A 16,949-nucleotide genomic window follows, 5' to 3' on the forward strand; every position below is an offset into this window, starting at 1 on the left:
GATATGATTCTAACTATTGATGAATTTAATTGATGAAGTTAACATTTTTGTAATTTCGTTATATTAAATAGCATCAATTGGTTAGAAAATGGTTGTTTTTTCTGTACATTAGTATCCAGTTTTGGAATTGATTGGTAATTATTATGTTTTCTAAACATCGAATTGGTTTAATTTTTGGTAAGTTCTACCCATTACACAGTGGTCATATTTATCTTATTGAAAAAGCATTGACACAAGTTGATGAACTGCATGTCATACTGGGTTGTGAAGCAATACGTGATAAACAGCTGTTTGAAAAAAGTCGCATGCCTAAACAACCTCAAGTAAGCGATCGCTTCTCATGGTTAAAAGAAACCTTTAAAGATAGACATAATATTCATATCCATATTTCAGATGAAACAGGAATTAACTATTACCCCAATGGTTGGCATGATTGGAGTGATAGTATAAAACGTATTTTATCGGAACATAAAATCTATCCAACTGTAGTATTCACCAGCGAATCACAAGATGTGAAACAGCATGAACGTTATTTTGGTTGTCCTGTAATTATTATTGATGCTGATCGTGATTTTGTTAATATCAGTGCAACACAAATCCGAGAAAATCCTTATCAAAACTGGTCTTATATTGCAAAAGCAGCGAAACCTTTTTTTGTAAAAAAAGTAGCGATTATAGGGCGTGATAAATTTAATGAATTACCAGTACAATTGGCTAATATCTATAATACAGAATATGTTTCCAATGGTTATATTAACTACATTCAACGAGAAATATCTACACCAGAAAATAAACGTTATTTAAGTGAAAATGATTACCTCAGAATAGCCATGTTGCATGTAGAACGTATGTCAAAAGCAGCTGAAGATGCTAATAAATTACTTTTTACCTCAATTGATTTTGATACATTGACTAAATATTATAATCAAATTTTTGCTAAATCTAATGAAGTATTGAATGGATTAAAAAATAGTTATCAGTTTGATTTGGTTATACACGAAAAAGATTTGCCAGCAAATTCTTCATCACTACAACATTTCGAAATTGTTTCTCAAATGGTTGAATCGTTATTAATTTAGTCCATCACATTTAGGTTAGCTTATGCTAAAATAAGCTAACTATTTATGATAGGTAAATTTTTATGTCTCAATCATCTTCACAGCAAAATGATGAAAATCAAGATAAAATTGATTTTGGTTACACTCAAGTTTTAAAGCAAGATAAAGTAAAACGAGTAGCAGAAGTTTTTCATTCTGTTGCTGATAAATATGATGTTATGAATGATCTTATGTCATTTGGTATTCATCGTATCTGGAAAAAAATCACTATTGAATATAGTAGTGTTCGTAAAGGTCAAAAAGTTTTAGATCTTGCTGGTGGTACTGGCGATTTAACGGCTAAATTTTCGCAAATTGTCGGTGATAATGGCTTAGTTGTATTAGCTGATATCAATGAATCTATGCTAAAAGTAGGTAGAGATAAGCTTCGAGACAAAGGTTTATTTAATAATATTGAATATGTACAAGCCAATGCAGAAGAACTGCCATTTGCTGATAACTATTTCGATTGTATTACTATCTCGTTTGGTTTACGTAATGTCACCGATAAGCAAAAAGCATTGCAATCTATGTGGAGAGTGTTAAAACCTGGTGGACGTTTATTAATACTTGAGTTTTCTAAACCACAATACCAGATTTTAAATAAAGCCTATGACCTATACTCATTCACTATGTTACCGTTGATGGGCAAAATTGTCGCTAATGATGCTGATAGTTACCGATATTTAGCTGAATCTATCAGAATGCATCCAGATCAAAAAACGTTGAAAAAAATGATGGAGGATGCTGGATTTGTCGATGTGAAATATCACAATATGACAGGTGGCATTGTGGCTTTACATACTGGTTTTAAATTTTAATGTGATAAAACAGAATGACATTTCTTCGAATTTATAAAATCTTAACGGTATTTCGAGCTTATCGATTAAATGAACTATTACCAAAACATCGAACCTCAACATGGTTTAAATTGTTGTTGATTAGTCTATTTTGGGTTAGATCTAAAGCAAAAAAACAAGATGTTGGTGAAAGATTGCGTCTAGCCTTACAAGAGTTAGGTCCGGTTTGGATAAAGTTTGGACAAATGGTGTCAACAAGGCGAGATGTATTACCGAAACATCTCGCTGATGCATTAGCCAAACTGCAAGATCAAGTAGCTCCTTTTGATGGACAAATTGCCAGACAAATTATTGAATCAGCTCTTGGCTGTTCTATAGATCATTATTTTACCGATTTTGAGGAAAAACCATTAGCTTCTGCTTCTATTGCTCAGGTGCATACTGCAACTTTAAAAAGCAGCCACGCCCAAGTTGTGATTAAAGTTTTACGTCCAAATATTTTACCTATAATCAAATCCGATATTCGCTTGATGTATTGGGCAGCTAATCAATTTACTAAACGGATTAAATTTGGTGAAAAGTTACGTGCGGTTGAAATTGTTAGTGACTATGAAAATACACTTTTAAAAGAACTGGATCTACAAAAAGAAGCTTATAATACTGCTCGTTTACGGGATAATTTCATAAATAGTGAGATTTTATATATTCCTTATGTTTATCAAGATCTTTGTCGAACAAATATTTTAGTAGAAGAACGAATTTATGGTACGCCAATAGCTAATATTGATGAACTTAAACGAAATAATGTCAATATGAAATTGCTCGCCGAACGTGGTGTTCAAGCTTTCTTTACACAGGTGTTTCGGGATAATTTTTTCCATGCTGATATGCATCCAGGTAATATCTTCGTTGATATTTCTGAACCACAAAATCCCCGTTATATTGGCATAGACTGTGCAATTGTTGGTGTATTAACTGAAGATGATCAGCGTTATTTAGCTGAAAATTTTCTTGCCTTTTTTAATCAAGATTATCGAAGAATTGCGCAAATTTATATTACTTCTGGTTGGGTGCCAGAAACAACGGATGCAACAGCATTAGAAATGGCTATGCGTAGTGTGTGTGAACCTGCATTTGCCAAACCATTGGGTGAAATTTCGTTTTCTCAAATTTTATTAGCTTTATTTCAAGTTGCTCGTCAATTTGAAATGGATATTCAGCCGCAATTAACATTACTTGAAAAAACCTTATTTTATATAGAAGGACTAGGACGCCAGCTATACCCAGAGCTCGACTTATGGCAAACGGCTAAGCCATTTCTTGAAAAATGGTATGAAGATAAGTACAGTGTTAAAACGTTATTCCAACAAGTATGGACCTCATTACCAGAGTGGAAAAACATCCTAGTTGATCTGCCAGTAAGACTGGGCGATCAGGCTCGTATGACTAAACAGATGCATAACCAATTAAAACAGATTAATCAAGAATTACAACGAAGCCAAAAACGCTATCGTTGGTCGTTGGCCATTCTTAGTTTTGTTTGTGTTTTATCTATTGTTATTCTGGTTGTTCATTGAGAGAGTTATTTTTGGGAATATCATTATTTAAGTGTATAATTTGACTACTTAACGCTATTGGAGATAGTTATCATATGCCTAGTTTGCCCAAACTACTGATATTTGTTGCTGTTATCGTTCTATTATTCGGAACAAAGAAATTGCGTTCATTGGGCTCAGATCTTGGGGCTTCAATTAAAGGTTTTAAAAAAGCCATGAATGATGATGATGACAAAAAAGAGACTGATGATTCACAAAAAGTTGAACATCTTGACTCATCTGCTAATAACCACGCCGATAAAGAGTAATCCGTGTTCGATATTAGCTTTGGTCAGCTACTATTAGTATTAATTATTGGACTGGTTGTATTAGGACCGGAACGTTTGCCTATTGCAATTAAAACTGTTGCCGGATGGATTAAAGTACTCCGCCGCATGTCAGCAACTGTCCAGCTAGAATTGAATAAAGAACTCAAACTGCAAGAATTACAAGATAGCTTAAAAAAAGCCGAACAAAGTGGTTTGAATACTCTTACCCCAGAACTGCAAGCATCAATTGATGAATTAAAACGGGTAACCGAATCACTGCAAAACGAGATTGATTCAGTCAGTCAAATTGATACAACAATTTCTTCAGATAAAGATAAATTATGACAGACGACGCAACGCAACCACTTATTGGACATTTAGTCGAACTTAGAACAAGACTTTTACGCTGTATCATTTGTATATTACTAGTATTAGCAGGTTTGCTTTATTTCTCAAATGATATCTATCATATTGTTGCCAATCCGCTTATCAGTCAATTACCTAAAGGTAGCAGTATGATAGCCACCGATATTGCGGCGCCTTTTTTTACACCAATAAAACTGACGGCTGTCGTTGCAATATTTATTTCCATTCCTTATCTTTTATATCAAGTTTGGGGATTTATTGCTCCAGCACTATATCAACATGAAAAACGGTTGATTATGCCATTAATTGTTTCTAGTACGGTACTTTTTTATATTGGTATTGCATTTGCGTATTTTGCTGTGTTTCCTTTGGCATTTTATTTCTTTATTCATACCGCACCAATTGATGTCGCGATAAATACTGATATTACAAAATACCTTGATTTTGTCATGACACTGTTTATTGTATTTGGTTTTGCATTTGAAGTGCCTGTGGCGATTATTTTGCTGTGTTGGACTGGTGTTACCTCTCCTAAAAGTTTACGCAAAAAAAGACCTTATATTATTGTTGGTGTGTTTGCTGTAGCAATGTTTGTAACCCCACCTGATGTATTTTCTCAAATTTTATTAGCTGTACCTATCTGTTTATTATTTGAAATTGGCACATTTTTTGCCCGTTTCTATCAACCTAGAAAAAAGGTTACTTTAGATGACGAAAATTTTGATAAAAAATAATAAATTGATAAGTGATTTACTGAATAACAAGTAAAGGATATATAACCATAATGAAAACTTCACTTCCTGAGTTTAATCAAGCAAATGTTCTGGTTGTTGGCGATATCATGTTAGATCGCTATTGGTATGGTGGTACTAACCGAATATCACCAGAAGCACCAGTGCCGATTGTTAAAGTTGATGCTCTAGAAGAACGCGCTGGTGGTGCAGCCAATGTGGCTATGAATATAACCTCTTTGGGTGGTAGCGCAAGATTAATTGGTTTTACCGGTATTGATGAGCCAGCCAAAGTACTTGATGAACAACTAACTAAACGTAATGTCCATTGTGATTTTGTATCAGTTTCAACTCATCCAACAATCACCAAATTAAGAGTTTTATCTAGAAACCAACAATTAATTAGAATTGATTTTGAAGAAGGTTTTAATAATGTTGATCATACACCTATTTTAGAACGTATTGAAAGTGCACTTTCGACCTCTAAAGTATTAGTACTATCTGACTATGCCAAAGGAGCCTTAACCGAAGTACAAGCAATAATCAAACAAGCTCAAAAAGCAAATGTACCAATATTGGTTGATCCGAAGGGCACTGATTTTGAGCGTTACCGTGGCGCAACGTTATTAACGCCAAATATGTCTGAATTCGAAGCGGTTGTCGGTGTTTGCAAAACAGAGCAAGAGATTATCGAAAAGGGCTATCAACTGATTAAGCAATACGATCTCAAAGCTTTACTTGTTACTCGTAGCGAAAAAGGGATGACGTTATTACAGTTGGATAAGCCTGTTTATCATCTACCTACGCAAGCTAAAGAGGTATTTGATGTTACAGGTGCTGGTGATACGGTGATAGCGACCTTAGCAGCTTCATTAGCGGCAGGACAATTTCTTGAAGAAAGTTGCTTTTTAGCGAATGCAGCGGCAGGTGTTGTGGTTGGTAAGTTAGGAACATCTACGGTATCTCAAGTTGAATTAAGTAATGCTATCCGAGCCCGTGCTGATGATGGTTTCGGTGTGATGACTGAAGACACATTAAAAGAAGAAATTCGCAAAGCGCGTCTTCGTGGTGAAAAAATTGTCATGACTAATGGCTGTTTCGATATTTTACATGCGGGGCATGTCTCTTATCTTGCTAATGCTCGTAAACTTGGCGATCGTTTGATTGTAGCGGTAAATAGCGATGCCTCGGTAAAACAGCTTAAAGGGCCATCACGACCAATTAATCCATTAATGCAAAGAATGATTGTGTTAGGGGCGCTTGATTCTGTTGATTGGGTTGTCCCTTTTGAAGAAGAGACACCGCAACGATTAATTGCTAGTATATTACCAGATGTATTAGTTAAAGGTGGCGATTACAAACCAGAAGATATCGCTGGTGGCAAAGAGGTTATTGAAGCCGGTGGCGAAGTTAAAGTGCTGAATTTTGAAGATGGCTGTTCAACCACAAATATCATTGATAGAATTAAACAACAATCATAATGTATTTCGGTAATTGGCTATTTAATTCGATAGCCAATTATTCAAAAATGCAATAATTGGTGTTCAAAATTTTCATTATTTGATATTTAATTCACTCAAATAAGTAGTTATTTGAGTTTTGAAAAATAAAATCTTAAATAATTAATAAGGAATAGGATAATGAAAACAAAAGTGACTTTATTGTTAATGGTCTTTCTGATTGTCGCTTGTCACCGAGTACCACGACACAAATATCGTTATGAAGCAAATATCAATGATCCTCAACTTGTTTTCACTACAGAAACTGATTATCCAACCTATTTTTCGTTAAATATTTATGATGGTAAAAGTAACACATGTTCTAATTATCAGAGCCTTGGCTATGTTTTTCGTCATAAAATTGTACCATTTAATATTTATCCTAAATATGTTCCTTCGGTAGAAGTTAAAGCTCCTAGTAATCAACTTGTTACTGTTATTGGCAAATCAAGAGATGATAAATTTGTCTGTACAACAAAATATCAGCAGTTTACTCCAGAATTTGGGAAAATATATAGTATTCATTACAAACTTGAAAATAACAAATGCCATCTTGAGATTAGCGAAAAATTGAATTCTAAACCAGTTAATTCTCAGGCTTTAAATAGATGTTTAGAATAAGTGAGAAACTATTAAAGAAATCATTAATACGATTATATTAATGAATAAGGCCAATCAATAGTTAATAACTATCATTAAATTTCATATTTAATACTTTTTTTATTGTCCACTTTGTGCAAAGCTATTAATCATTATTTGCTAATTTATTTAAAGGATTTTTTATGACTAAACACTATGACTATATTGCTATCGGTGGTGGTAGTGGTGGTATCGCCTCAATTAATCGTGCTGCATCATATGGAAAAAAATGTGCAATTATTGAAGCTAAATTACTTGGTGGAACTTGCGTAAATGTTGGTTGTGTGCCGAAAAAAATCATGTGGTATGGTGCACAAATCGCTGAAGCAATTAACCATTATGGCCCTGATTATGGTTTTGATACCACTATTAACCATTTTGATTGGGACAAACTTATTGCAAGTCGAACTGCTTATATTGAGCGTGTCCATCAATCTTATGATCGTGTTTTAAACAATAATAATGTCGATGTGATCCATGGTTATGGCAAATTTGTTGATGCAAAAACGATTGAAGTTAATGGCGAACATTATAGTGCCGATCATATACTTATTGCTGTAGGTGGAAAGCCAACGATTCCAAATATACCTGGAGCGCAATATGGTATCACTTCTGATGGATTTTTTGAGTTAAAAGCACTTCCTAAACGAGTAGCAGTAGTTGGCGCTGGTTATATAGCTTGTGAAATAGCCAGCGTGTTACATTCACTTGGCGCAGAAACACATCAATTTGTTCGCCAAGGTACACCTTTACGTGCTTTCGATCCACTTATTGTGGAAACATTAATGGAAGTAATAACTAATGAAGGTCAGCATTTGCACACTTTTGCAATCCCTTCTTCTGTTACTAAAAATGATGATGAATCATTGACGTTAACATTAGAAAATGGTGAGAGTTATACTGTTGATTGCTTAATATGGGCAATCGGTCGTGAACCAGCAACCAAAGAAATGAATTTATCTGCTGCAGGTATTAAAGTTGATAACAATGGATTTATTATTGTGGATGAGTTTCAAAATACTAGTGTTGCCGGCATTTATTCGGTAGGGGATGATACAGGCGCCGCAGCATTAACCCCTGTAGCGGTGGCTGCCGGTCGCCGATTATCGGAACGACTATTTAACAATAAACCAAATGAGCATCTAGATTATTCTAATATTCCAACCGTGGTGTTTACTCACCCACCGATTGGTACGGTTGGTTTAAGTGAACCGCAAGCTATATTGCAATATGGTCCAGAAAACGTCAAAGTTTATAAATCTACTTTTACTGCTATGTATACCGCGGTCACATCGCATCGACAACCTTGCCGAATGAAATTAGTCTGTGTTGGTGAGCAAGAAAAAATTGTTGGTATTCATGGCATTGGTTATGGTATGGATGAAATATTACAAGGGTTTGCTGTAGCATTGAAAATGGGAGCAACCAAGAAAGACTTTGATAATACTATTGCAATTCATCCAACAGCAGCGGAAGAATTTGTTACAATGCGTTAATATTTATCATTTATCTTACTTTTTACCGAAAACAGGGCGATTGCCCTGTTTTTTATTAATAGTCTTTAATGATCTGATTTATTTTGCCAGCCATTTTGGGCTAATGAAGTAAAGCCAACTACAACAGCTAGTAAAGCGACAGCTGAAATATAAATACTTGCGCCAAGATAACTAAATTCGCCTAATAAGTGATCTGGGCTTAACAAATAAATAGTTAACGTTGGGGTAATTGCACTAAATAGTGCGTAGGCCAAATTATAAGAGAACGATAATCCAGAATAACGAATTGCCGGTGGAAACGTTCTAGTGCCGATAATTGGTGTCATGGCTATCGAGCCAATAAACAAACCAAATACAGCCCAAATAGAATAAAGTTTAGTTAATGAAATATCTGCATTTAAAGAACTATAAAAATAGATACTGACTACTGCTAAGCCACCCCATGTGATGATAACGGTTTTTGCTGTACCTAATTTATCATCTAACCAACCAGCAATAACACAACCAATAGATAAGGTTAAAGCAGCAATACAACCACCGATACGCCAATCAAGATTTGCAAAATGATACATACCGCCAACAATGCGGCCAGGAGTAATTAAAATACCGACCATAATAGCGGTGGATAATGACCACGTTAGTAATGCGACAAGCAAACATGCCGTTTTGTGTTTTTTTAATACGGTAACCACAGGTATACTTTTTTCTAAAGCTTTACGTGCAGCTAACTCTTTAAAAATTGGCGTTTCAGATAAAAATTTGCGTAAATATACTGAAATAACCCCAAAAATACCGCCAATAATAAAAGGAATACGCCATGCATAATCCAAAATATTTTGGTTAGTAAAATAGAGATCAATAATAATTGTGACGAAAAAGCCAAGTAAGATACCACCAGTAATGCCTGAGGTTAAAGTGCCGACACCTAAACCATAACGTTGTTTTGGGGTATGTTCTGCGATAAATACCCATGCGCCAGGCATTTCACCACCGATAGCTGCGCCTTGTAGCATCCGCATTAATAACAATAGTAATGGCGCGACAATACCAATTGTTTCATAAGTAGGCAAAATACCAATGATAAAAGTAGGTAAAGCCATCATCGCCACACTTAAGGTAAACATTCTTTTACGACCAACTTTATCACCAAAGTGCGCCATAATAATACCACCAACAGGGCGAACCAAGTAGCCGGCTGCAAAAATTCCCCAAGCAAATAAATCTAACGTTAACGGCGATAAGGTATGGGGTAAAAATAACGGTTTGACAATGGTATCAATGTAGAGTGCATAGATAACAAAATCATAAAATTCTAGTGTTCCCCCTAAAGAGGATAATATCAATGTTTTTAAATCTTTGCTGTTCAATGGACGTGCCACTGGTTGCCATTCAGCATTAATCTCGGACTGACTCATGAAAAAACCTTATTGTTATAGTTAAATTGATATAGGCAATTAAAAAAATAATTTTATTTTGACTAAATCTTAATAGTGAGTAGTCATTTTGCCATAATAAATAGACATTTTTTTAATCATAAAAAAATTTAATCAACAGTAATTATCTGCTGGTTAGATTTATAATCTAAACTTATGAATGATTTATATAAACACTCAATCTATTTATCAAGTATAATAATCTCAAAATATTAAGTTAGAATAGCTATGAAAAATAACCTACAAAAACGTTGTAGTTGGGTTAGCAATGACACGTTATATATTGATTACCACGATAAGGAATGGGGGCATCCACAATATGACAGCCTAAAACTATTTGAAAAAATCTGTCTTGAAGGTCAACAAGCAGGATTATCGTGGATTACAGTTCTAAAAAAACGAGATGAATATCGTCGATGCTTTTTCAATTTTGATCCGCAAAAAATTATCCAATTAACGACGACTGATATAGAATCATTACTTGAAAATGAAGGCTTAATTCGTAATCGTCTAAAACTTAATAGCATTGTAAAAAATGCTCATGCCTACTTAGCAATGCAAAACAATAATGAGGATTTTTCTCAATTTATTTGGTCCTTTGTTAATGGTAAACCAATCATTAACCACTTTAATGACATAAGTGAAGTTCCAGTTAGCACCGAAATATCAGATAGAATGTCAAAAGCATTAAAAAAGAGAGGTTTTTCTTTTGTGGGATCAACGATCTGTTATGCATTTATGCAATCAATGGGATTAGTTGATGACCATTTTGACACTTGTTTTAAAAAATGAGAGGTATTAGATGATAATCACGAAATTAATTAGATGGTTACTGATATTAATACTATTTTATTTTATTATTTGTAATATTATTATTTTTATTTTTGCTCACCAAAAACCAGCAGCTAATGCTGATACTTTGGTGGTATTAGGTTCACAAGTTGTTGGTACACCAGCACAGGCTCCTTTAACGTTACAAACTCGTTTGAATACTGCGATCAATTATTTACAAGCTAATCCCAATACAAAAGTGATTGTTTGCGGGGGACAGGGTAGTGATGAATCGGCGACTGAGGCGAGTGTGATGGCTGATTACTTAATCAAAAAGGGGATTGAGCCTTCAAGGGTTTATTTAGAAGATAGATCAAGGCGAACGGCACAACAATTTGTTTATGCTAATCAAGTTTTGCCATTAGGAAAGACAGTTGTGGTCACTAATGATTTCCATATTTTACGTTCAATCATGTTAGCTAAACGATCCAATATTGGTGATATTTCAGGTTTATCAGCACCATTAAGTTATAGTAATTTTGATAAATATATTGCCATGATAAGAGAACCATTAGCTTTACTTAACTCATGGTTATTTGATCATCCCTTAGATTATGTTGAAACTAAACTTGATAATTAATTGGTCTTATTGCTTCAGACTATTTCACTTTACAGATTTTTAATGGTTGTCGTGGTATGATTAACCATTGCTATTTAAATTAAAATTGATAAATATGAATACAGATACAATTGTTGCACAAGCGACACCTCCCGGTCGTGGTGGTGTCGGAATATTGCGTGTTTCGGGCCCTAAAGCGCAAGATATTGCTAAAGCCGTTTTAGGTATTTTACCTAAGCCGCGTTATGCTCATTATTTACCTTTTTTAGCATCGGATGGTACAACCTTAGATGAGGGGATTGCTTTATTCTTTCCCAATCCACACTCATTCACCGGTGAAGATGTGCTTGAACTACAAGGGCATGGTGGTCCAGTTATTTTAGATCTACTATTAAAACGTATTTTAGATATTCCTGGTGTGCGGATTGCAAGGCCGGGTGAATTTTCAGAGCGAGCTTTCTTAAATGATAAATTGGATCTAGCACAAGCCGAAGCCATTGCAGACTTAATAGATGCCAGTTCAGAGCAAGCAGCAAAATCAGCCTTATCTTCTTTACAAGGCGTATTTTCTAAAAAAATTAATACACTGGTTGAAGCATTAATTCACCTACGTATTTTTACTGAAGCTGCTATTGATTTTCCAGAGGAAGAGATAGACTTTTTATCTGACGGGAAAATAGCGGCAGAACTTGAGCAAGTCATACAACGACTAAACGAAGTCCGTCAAGAAGCTAAACAAGGTTCATTATTGCGTGAAGGCATGAAAGTCGTCATAGCGGGTAGACCTAATGCTGGTAAATCAAGTTTACTTAATGCATTAGCTGGACGAGATGCCGCTATCGTAACGGATATAGCTGGAACAACGCGCGATGTTTTACGTGAACATATCCATATTGATGGAATGCCTTTACATATAATCGATACTGCCGGCTTACGTGAAGCTAGTGATGAAGTTGAACGTATTGGTATTGAGCGAGCATGGCAAGAAATTGATCAAGCCGATCGCGTTTTATTTATGGTCGACAGTACAACAACTAATGAGACAAATCCAGAAAAACTCTGGCCAGAATTTATTGAACGTTTACCGAAAAACTTACCAGTCACAGTTATTCGCAACAAGGCTGATTTAACTGGAGAACCATTAGGTTATAGTGAACAAAATGGCTATTGTCTTATTCAACTATCAGCAAGAACCGGTGAAGGTATTACATTATTACGTGATCATCTCAAACAGGTTATGGGCTTTACTAGTAGCACCGAAGGTGGTTTTCTGGCTCGACGTCGACATCTACAAGCACTTGAGAAAGCAGCAGAGCATTTAAATAATGGTCAATATCAACTTACCACATTCCATGCTGGCGAACTATTGGCGGAAGAACTTAGATTGGCTCAAGAAGCGCTAAGTGAAATTACTGGTGAATTTACGTCTGATGATTTATTAGGACGAATATTCAGTTCATTCTGTATTGGCAAATAAGTTTTATCTACAGATAACTAAATATTTTAAATAGATCTTTCTATTTCAAAACCCATATAATTTTTAAGTTATATGGGTTTATTTTTCAGAGTTGTAAAAATTGTTTTATAAAAGTTTTAATTAAAAAACAGGGATAGATGCGAAAAGATTTATCCCTAATTTAAAATGATAAAAAAGTTATGCTAACTTATTTATTCTTGCCGGCATTATTGGGCACTAAAATTAAAATTGAAATAAAACATAACAGACAAAAGCCAACATTAATCCACAATCCAATTGCCGCCGCTGTGGCGACACTTTGACCGCTGGCAATAACTGCAGCATAGGTTGAGGCTGAAATAGCGACACCAAATGCACCCCCTAATGAGCTTGCCATTTTATATATTCCTGATGCAACACCAACTTTATCTTCCGGAGCACTAGCTATTGCGGTATCAATTGATGGAGTAGCGTAAAAACCTAAGCCAAGACCCAATAAAATATAGCCGGCTAACACCGAAATAATATAAAACATATCGGGTAAGAAAGTCAGCGTCATCAAAGCAATACCTGAACCGGTAATTAACGGCCCGAGTAACATTGGTTTTTTCGCCCCGACTTTTTGTAAGATTTTTTCACCAACTCGAATCATACATAAAACCGAAACTAAATAACCTATGGTCAATAATCCATTTTCGAAAGGGGTAAAGCCTCTTCCTTGTTGGGTATAAGTACTGGCAACAATTAATGTACCGGCAACAGAATTGAGCAGAAAGTTAGATAAGGTAGCACCACGATAAGGGACGTTTTTAAACAGTGAAAAATCTATAAATGCGCCATTCGCTTTGCGATTTTCAATAACAAAAAATAAAATCAGAAAAACCAAACATATCATAGCGAGTGATAATGTCGTTATACTAGTCCAACCAAAAGTAGATCCTTTGGTGATGACAAGGTTTAACGTAACTAACGTGATAACAAAAACGAATAGCCCAACATAATCAAATTTGGGCAAACTTGATGGATCATCAATTTTAGTTTCTGGTGTCCCTTTCAATAACAGCATACCTAACATAGCACAGATGATTGAGATAATAAAAATCCATTGCCAACCTAAATAAGTGGCTATTGCCCCACCGGCAAGTACACAAGTTCCTGAACCACCCCAAGAGCCAATTGACCAAAAACTTAATGCTCGTTGACGATCTTTGCCTTCATAATAGGTTTTCACTAATGCCAACGTCGATGGCATAATACAAGCAGCAGATAAGCCTTGAATAATCCGACCAATGGTAAAAAGTACTTCACCTCGGGCTAAGATCAAACAAAGACAACCAATAATACTTAAAATAAAACCTAAATAGGTAAAACGAACTCGGCCAAAGCGATCAGCGAGTCCGCCAGCAACGACAATAAAACAACCAGAAAACAGCGCGGTTAAACTGACGGCTAAATTGAACGATGCAGGAGTGATACCAATACTATGTTGAACCGCCGGCCCAACATTGACTATAGACTGAGCAAAAAGCCAAAAAGTAATCACCCCTAATACAATACCTAAAGTTAATCGGTTATAACTTTTAAACTGCTTTGCTGGAAAATTTTTTGAATTTGACATATTTATTTTTGACATAGCTGCACATTAATCCTTATATGTTTAAATAGCTTTCAGTTAATGCCACCCAATATGATGCAGCGGTAACAATACATTTATCATTAAAATCATAACCAGGATTGTGCACACTACAAAAACCGGGTTCATCGCCATTACCTATAATCATATAGCAGCCATTAGGATTACTTTCTAACATAAAAGCAAAATCTTCACTGCCCATAAAAGGATGACAATTATCATGCACGCGATCTTCACCGACTAATTTTTGTGCGACTTCTAATGCAAATTTGGTTGCATCTGTACCATTATTTAATACCGGACTACCATTCACATGCTCAATTTGTACTGAGGCGCCAAAACTCTCTGCTTGCGCAGTTGCAACTTCGCTAATCCGTTTAAGTAATAAAGCACGAGTATCGTTATCCAGTGCTCTAACCGTTAACTTCATTAGTGCATCGCTATTAACAACATTCGGCGCTTCACCTGATTGAATACAACCAATCGTGATAACAGCTTGCTCAAATGGTGATACATTACGAGAAATAATGCTTTGTAAGGCCGTGCCGATATAACAAGCAACAAGTGTTGCATCAATTCCTCTTTCTGGCATTGCCCCATGGGCACCTTTACCTTTAATATGAATATGGATCGTATCGGATGAGGCCATAAGTGCGCCGGCTTTGAAATAAAAATGACCTTCTTTAAAACCTGGCATGTTGTGGATACCAAAAATGACATCGCAAGGAAATTGTTTAAATAAACCGTCATCAACCATTACTTTACCACCATATAACAACTCTTCAGCTGGTTGAAAAATAACATGCAAAGTGCCATCAAAGTGACGGGTTTCGGCAAGATATTTGGCTGCACAAAGCAAAATAGTGGTATGACCATCATGGCCACAACCATGGAATTTACCATCGGTTTGACTGCTCCACGGTTTTCCTGATGCTTCAATAATAGGTAGTGCATCCATGTCGGCTCTAATACCAATTTTTTTATCACTAGAGCCATTTTTTAAAACACCAACCACACCGGTTTTTGCTAAACCACGATGTACTTCATAGCCCCATTCAGCCAATTTACTTGCCACTAAATCGCTGGTTTTATGTTCTTCAAAACCTAATTCAGGATGTTGGTGAATTTGATGGCGAATATCAATAAACTCTTGCTCTGTTTTTCTAATCGTTTCCATAATATGCTGCATTTTAGGCTCCTAATTAACCTGAATATCGTTATGAAAAAAATAAAAAGAAGGGAACTACACATCTAAACTATGATTAAAACTATGATTAAATGTAAAACCTGCAAACAACTTAATCAGTAAAACAGCTTAGATGAATAAATATACAATAACCGCTATTTTTGTGAATGTCGATGATTTCTATACGGTAATATTTGAAAATTGTTATGTCGAACTAGCATTGAGATATGATTTGATCGAAAGAATGAGCAAAGAATACGTTAAACTAATCATATTATTATCTATTTTTAAAAGTAGTTTTAACTAACAGCGATGCTTTCATTAATTTAGTTAATTAATCTGAATGTCAGTAATGCTCTAATTAACTCTATTTGCACATTGACTAGAAATTATTTTTTCAATGATGCAGATTTAATTTAAATAACTTCTAAAAATTGGCTTGGTACATTCTTCGTTAACCAAACGCCATTATCGGCTAAATAAAACTTAATACCTTGTTGATACATAATTAAAGCACTAACTCTTAATACAACTGGTTTTCCATGACGTTTACCAACTGCTATAGCTGTTTTTTTATCAATTGAAAGATGAACATAATGACGTTCGCCCGCAATCAAACCTTGTTGAATGATTGAATCTAGAAAACGGGTTGCTGTACCATGATATAAATATTCAGGTGGGATTTTTTCTACATGTACTATATTTACTTGATTAGTCGAATGTCCTTGAGCGGCGCGTATTTTTAAACCATCATCGGATAGAGTAAAGCGTTTTTTATCACTAGTTATCACGACTTGGCTAATTAAATCATGCGACAGTTGTTGACGATGTTTATTCGCTTGCCGAATTAAAACATCTATTCCAACCCAACCATTACTATCTAATGTGATACCAATAGATTCTGGTTTATGCCTTAAAACATAGCTTAAAAACTTACTAATGTTCTCTAAATCTCTACTCGTGGGCTTACTTTTTGATTTCTTGCTCATGTGCTAAATATTTTTACTATCAAATCATAAGCTGGATTCTATCTTTTATTAAAAGGAATACAAGGTATATTGATAAAATATTAAATAGTAATAAAGAAATGGTCTCTATAGATTGTTTAACTGAATATGAACCAAATTTCAGTTTGGTTGCTTTGGGAGAGATTAATAATGCTACATATTACATTACAGATAATTTTAACAAGAAAGTTTTTTAAGCGTTCTTACTTATAATAAATTCCGGATATTTCTTCAACTTTTAAATTGGCATAGTATATTTAATAGAATGTAAACTTATTTTCATAAAACTGAAGTTAAGCATAATGGTTTATTAAATAATAATTACTATTATTTAATTCCAAAAAGCAAAAAG

Annotated in this window: 15 protein-coding genes and 1 pseudogene; 12 read left to right on the forward strand and 4 right to left on the reverse strand. The window is 34.9% G+C overall.

Annotation, left to right across the window (positions count from 1 at the left end; translation table 11 throughout):
* Positions 1 to 143 precede the first annotated feature (143 nt).
* The 9 genes and pseudogenes from nadR (at position 144) to gorA (ending at position 8,492) form a co-directional block, all read left to right on the forward strand.
* Entirely contained in the window at positions 144 to 1,079 is a 936-nt protein-coding gene (gene nadR, locus B6D18_RS01755) for a multifunctional transcriptional regulator/nicotinamide-nucleotide adenylyltransferase/ribosylnicotinamide kinase NadR (RefSeq protein ID WP_086362863.1), read from the forward strand.
* Positions 1,080 to 1,141: 62 nt separating this feature from the next.
* On the forward strand, positions 1,142 to 1,918 hold the full coding sequence (gene ubiE, locus B6D18_RS01760; protein WP_086362864.1) for a bifunctional demethylmenaquinone methyltransferase/2-methoxy-6-polyprenyl-1,4-benzoquinol methylase UbiE: 777 nt from the start codon (positions 1,142 to 1,144) through the stop codon (positions 1,916 to 1,918).
* A 14-nt stretch (positions 1,919 to 1,932) separates the two neighbouring features.
* Positions 1,933 to 3,474 (forward strand): ubiquinone biosynthesis regulatory protein kinase UbiB, encoded by a 1,542-nt coding sequence (ubiB, locus tag B6D18_RS01765; RefSeq protein ID WP_086362865.1) that lies wholly within the window; start codon positions 1,933 to 1,935, stop codon positions 3,472 to 3,474.
* A 74-nt stretch (positions 3,475 to 3,548) separates the two neighbouring features.
* A complete protein-coding gene (gene tatA, locus B6D18_RS12810; RefSeq protein ID WP_086353849.1) occupies positions 3,549 to 3,761 on the forward strand; it encodes a twin-arginine translocase TatA/TatE family subunit in 213 nt (70 codons plus the stop codon).
* A gap of 3 nt (positions 3,762 to 3,764) precedes the next feature.
* Positions 3,765 to 4,082, forward strand: a pseudogene (gene tatB / locus B6D18_RS01775) (Sec-independent protein translocase protein TatB); the annotation flags it as partial.
* A gap of 20 nt (positions 4,083 to 4,102) precedes the next feature.
* Positions 4,103 to 4,861, forward strand: coding sequence for a twin-arginine translocase subunit TatC (gene tatC / locus B6D18_RS01780; protein ID WP_086362867.1), 759 nt, complete (start codon positions 4,103 to 4,105; stop codon positions 4,859 to 4,861).
* Between the two features lie 50 nt (positions 4,862 to 4,911).
* A complete protein-coding gene (hldE, locus tag B6D18_RS01785) occupies positions 4,912 to 6,339 on the forward strand; it encodes a bifunctional D-glycero-beta-D-manno-heptose-7-phosphate kinase/D-glycero-beta-D-manno-heptose 1-phosphate adenylyltransferase HldE (protein WP_086362868.1) in 1,428 nt (475 codons plus the stop codon).
* 159 nt (positions 6,340 to 6,498) lie between these two features.
* Positions 6,499 to 6,978 carry a hypothetical protein gene (locus tag B6D18_RS01790; RefSeq protein WP_086362869.1) on the forward strand — a complete coding sequence of 160 codons (480 nt, stop codon included), beginning with the start codon at positions 6,499 to 6,501 and terminating at the stop codon, positions 6,976 to 6,978.
* A 161-nt stretch (positions 6,979 to 7,139) separates the two neighbouring features.
* The gene (gene gorA / locus B6D18_RS01795; protein ID WP_086362870.1) at positions 7,140 to 8,492 is read left to right on the forward strand and encodes a glutathione-disulfide reductase; all 1,353 of its coding nucleotides are present in this window, start codon (positions 7,140 to 7,142) and stop codon (positions 8,490 to 8,492) included.
* Between the two features lie 65 nt (positions 8,493 to 8,557).
* Here the strand turns inward: gorA and B6D18_RS01800 are convergent, their stop codons facing one another.
* A complete protein-coding gene (locus B6D18_RS01800; protein WP_086362871.1) occupies positions 8,558 to 9,907 on the reverse strand; it encodes an MFS transporter in 1,350 nt (449 codons plus the stop codon).
* Between the two features lie 246 nt (positions 9,908 to 10,153).
* On the opposite strand from B6D18_RS01800, the gene B6D18_RS01805 reads away from it, so the two are divergent.
* The 3 genes from B6D18_RS01805 to mnmE all read left to right on the forward strand — a co-directional run bounded on the left by B6D18_RS01805 (position 10,154) and on the right by mnmE (position 12,792).
* Positions 10,154 to 10,717, forward strand: a complete 564-nt coding sequence (locus B6D18_RS01805) for a DNA-3-methyladenine glycosylase I (RefSeq protein WP_086362872.1) — start codon at positions 10,154 to 10,156, stop codon at positions 10,715 to 10,717.
* Between the two features lie 10 nt (positions 10,718 to 10,727).
* A complete protein-coding gene (locus B6D18_RS01810; protein WP_086362873.1) occupies positions 10,728 to 11,336 on the forward strand; it encodes a YdcF family protein in 609 nt (202 codons plus the stop codon).
* A 94-nt stretch (positions 11,337 to 11,430) separates the two neighbouring features.
* Positions 11,431 to 12,792, forward strand: coding sequence for a tRNA uridine-5-carboxymethylaminomethyl(34) synthesis GTPase MnmE (gene mnmE, locus B6D18_RS01815; protein WP_086362874.1), 1,362 nt, complete (start codon positions 11,431 to 11,433; stop codon positions 12,790 to 12,792).
* A gap of 187 nt (positions 12,793 to 12,979) precedes the next feature.
* Here mnmE and B6D18_RS01820 read toward each other — a convergent pair whose 3' ends face one another.
* From B6D18_RS01820 to B6D18_RS01830, 3 genes are all read right to left on the reverse strand, one after another.
* Positions 12,980 to 14,404, reverse strand: a complete 1,425-nt coding sequence (locus B6D18_RS01820) for an MFS transporter (protein ID WP_086362875.1) — start codon at positions 14,402 to 14,404, stop codon at positions 12,980 to 12,982.
* A gap of 16 nt (positions 14,405 to 14,420) precedes the next feature.
* On the reverse strand, positions 14,421 to 15,593 hold the full coding sequence (locus B6D18_RS01825) for a M20 aminoacylase family protein (protein ID WP_086362876.1): 1,173 nt from the start codon (positions 15,591 to 15,593) through the stop codon (positions 14,421 to 14,423).
* A 413-nt stretch (positions 15,594 to 16,006) separates the two neighbouring features.
* A complete protein-coding gene (locus B6D18_RS01830) occupies positions 16,007 to 16,579 on the reverse strand; it encodes an RNA 2'-phosphotransferase (protein ID WP_086362877.1) in 573 nt (190 codons plus the stop codon).
* Between the last annotated feature and the right edge of the window lie 370 nt (positions 16,580 to 16,949).

Source organism: Gilliamella sp. A7 (genome assembly GCF_002142015.1).
GTDB lineage: Bacteria > Pseudomonadota > Gammaproteobacteria > Enterobacterales > Orbaceae > Gilliamella > Gilliamella apis_A.

Bases quoted from the DNA above. Each gene is read 5' to 3' on its own strand.
- nadR (WP_086362863.1), top strand. From the start codon at position 144: ATGTTTTCTAAACATCGAATTGGTTTAATTTTTGGTAAGTTCTACCCA.
- ubiE (WP_086362864.1), top strand. From the start codon at position 1,142: ATGTCTCAATCATCTTCACAGCAAAATGATGAAAATCAAGATAAAATT.
- ubiB (WP_086362865.1), top strand. From the start codon at position 1,933: ATGACATTTCTTCGAATTTATAAAATCTTAACGGTATTTCGAGCTTAT.
- tatA (WP_086353849.1), top strand. From the start codon at position 3,549: ATGCCTAGTTTGCCCAAACTACTGATATTTGTTGCTGTTATCGTTCTA.
- tatC (WP_086362867.1), top strand. From the start codon at position 4,103: ATGACAGACGACGCAACGCAACCACTTATTGGACATTTAGTCGAACTT.
- hldE (WP_086362868.1), top strand. From the start codon at position 4,912: ATGAAAACTTCACTTCCTGAGTTTAATCAAGCAAATGTTCTGGTTGTT.
- B6D18_RS01790 (WP_086362869.1), top strand. From the start codon at position 6,499: ATGAAAACAAAAGTGACTTTATTGTTAATGGTCTTTCTGATTGTCGCT.
- gorA (WP_086362870.1), top strand. From the start codon at position 7,140: ATGACTAAACACTATGACTATATTGCTATCGGTGGTGGTAGTGGTGGT.
- B6D18_RS01800 (WP_086362871.1), bottom strand. From the start codon at position 9,907: ATGAGTCAGTCCGAGATTAATGCTGAATGGCAACCAGTGGCACGTCCA.
- B6D18_RS01805 (WP_086362872.1), top strand. From the start codon at position 10,154: ATGAAAAATAACCTACAAAAACGTTGTAGTTGGGTTAGCAATGACACG.
- B6D18_RS01810 (WP_086362873.1), top strand. From the start codon at position 10,728: ATGATAATCACGAAATTAATTAGATGGTTACTGATATTAATACTATTT.
- mnmE (WP_086362874.1), top strand. From the start codon at position 11,431: ATGAATACAGATACAATTGTTGCACAAGCGACACCTCCCGGTCGTGGT.
- B6D18_RS01820 (WP_086362875.1), bottom strand. From the start codon at position 14,404: ATGTCAAAAATAAATATGTCAAATTCAAAAAATTTTCCAGCAAAGCAG.
- B6D18_RS01825 (WP_086362876.1), bottom strand. From the start codon at position 15,593: ATGCAGCATATTATGGAAACGATTAGAAAAACAGAGCAAGAGTTTATT.
- B6D18_RS01830 (WP_086362877.1), bottom strand. From the start codon at position 16,579: ATGAGCAAGAAATCAAAAAGTAAGCCCACGAGTAGAGATTTAGAGAAC.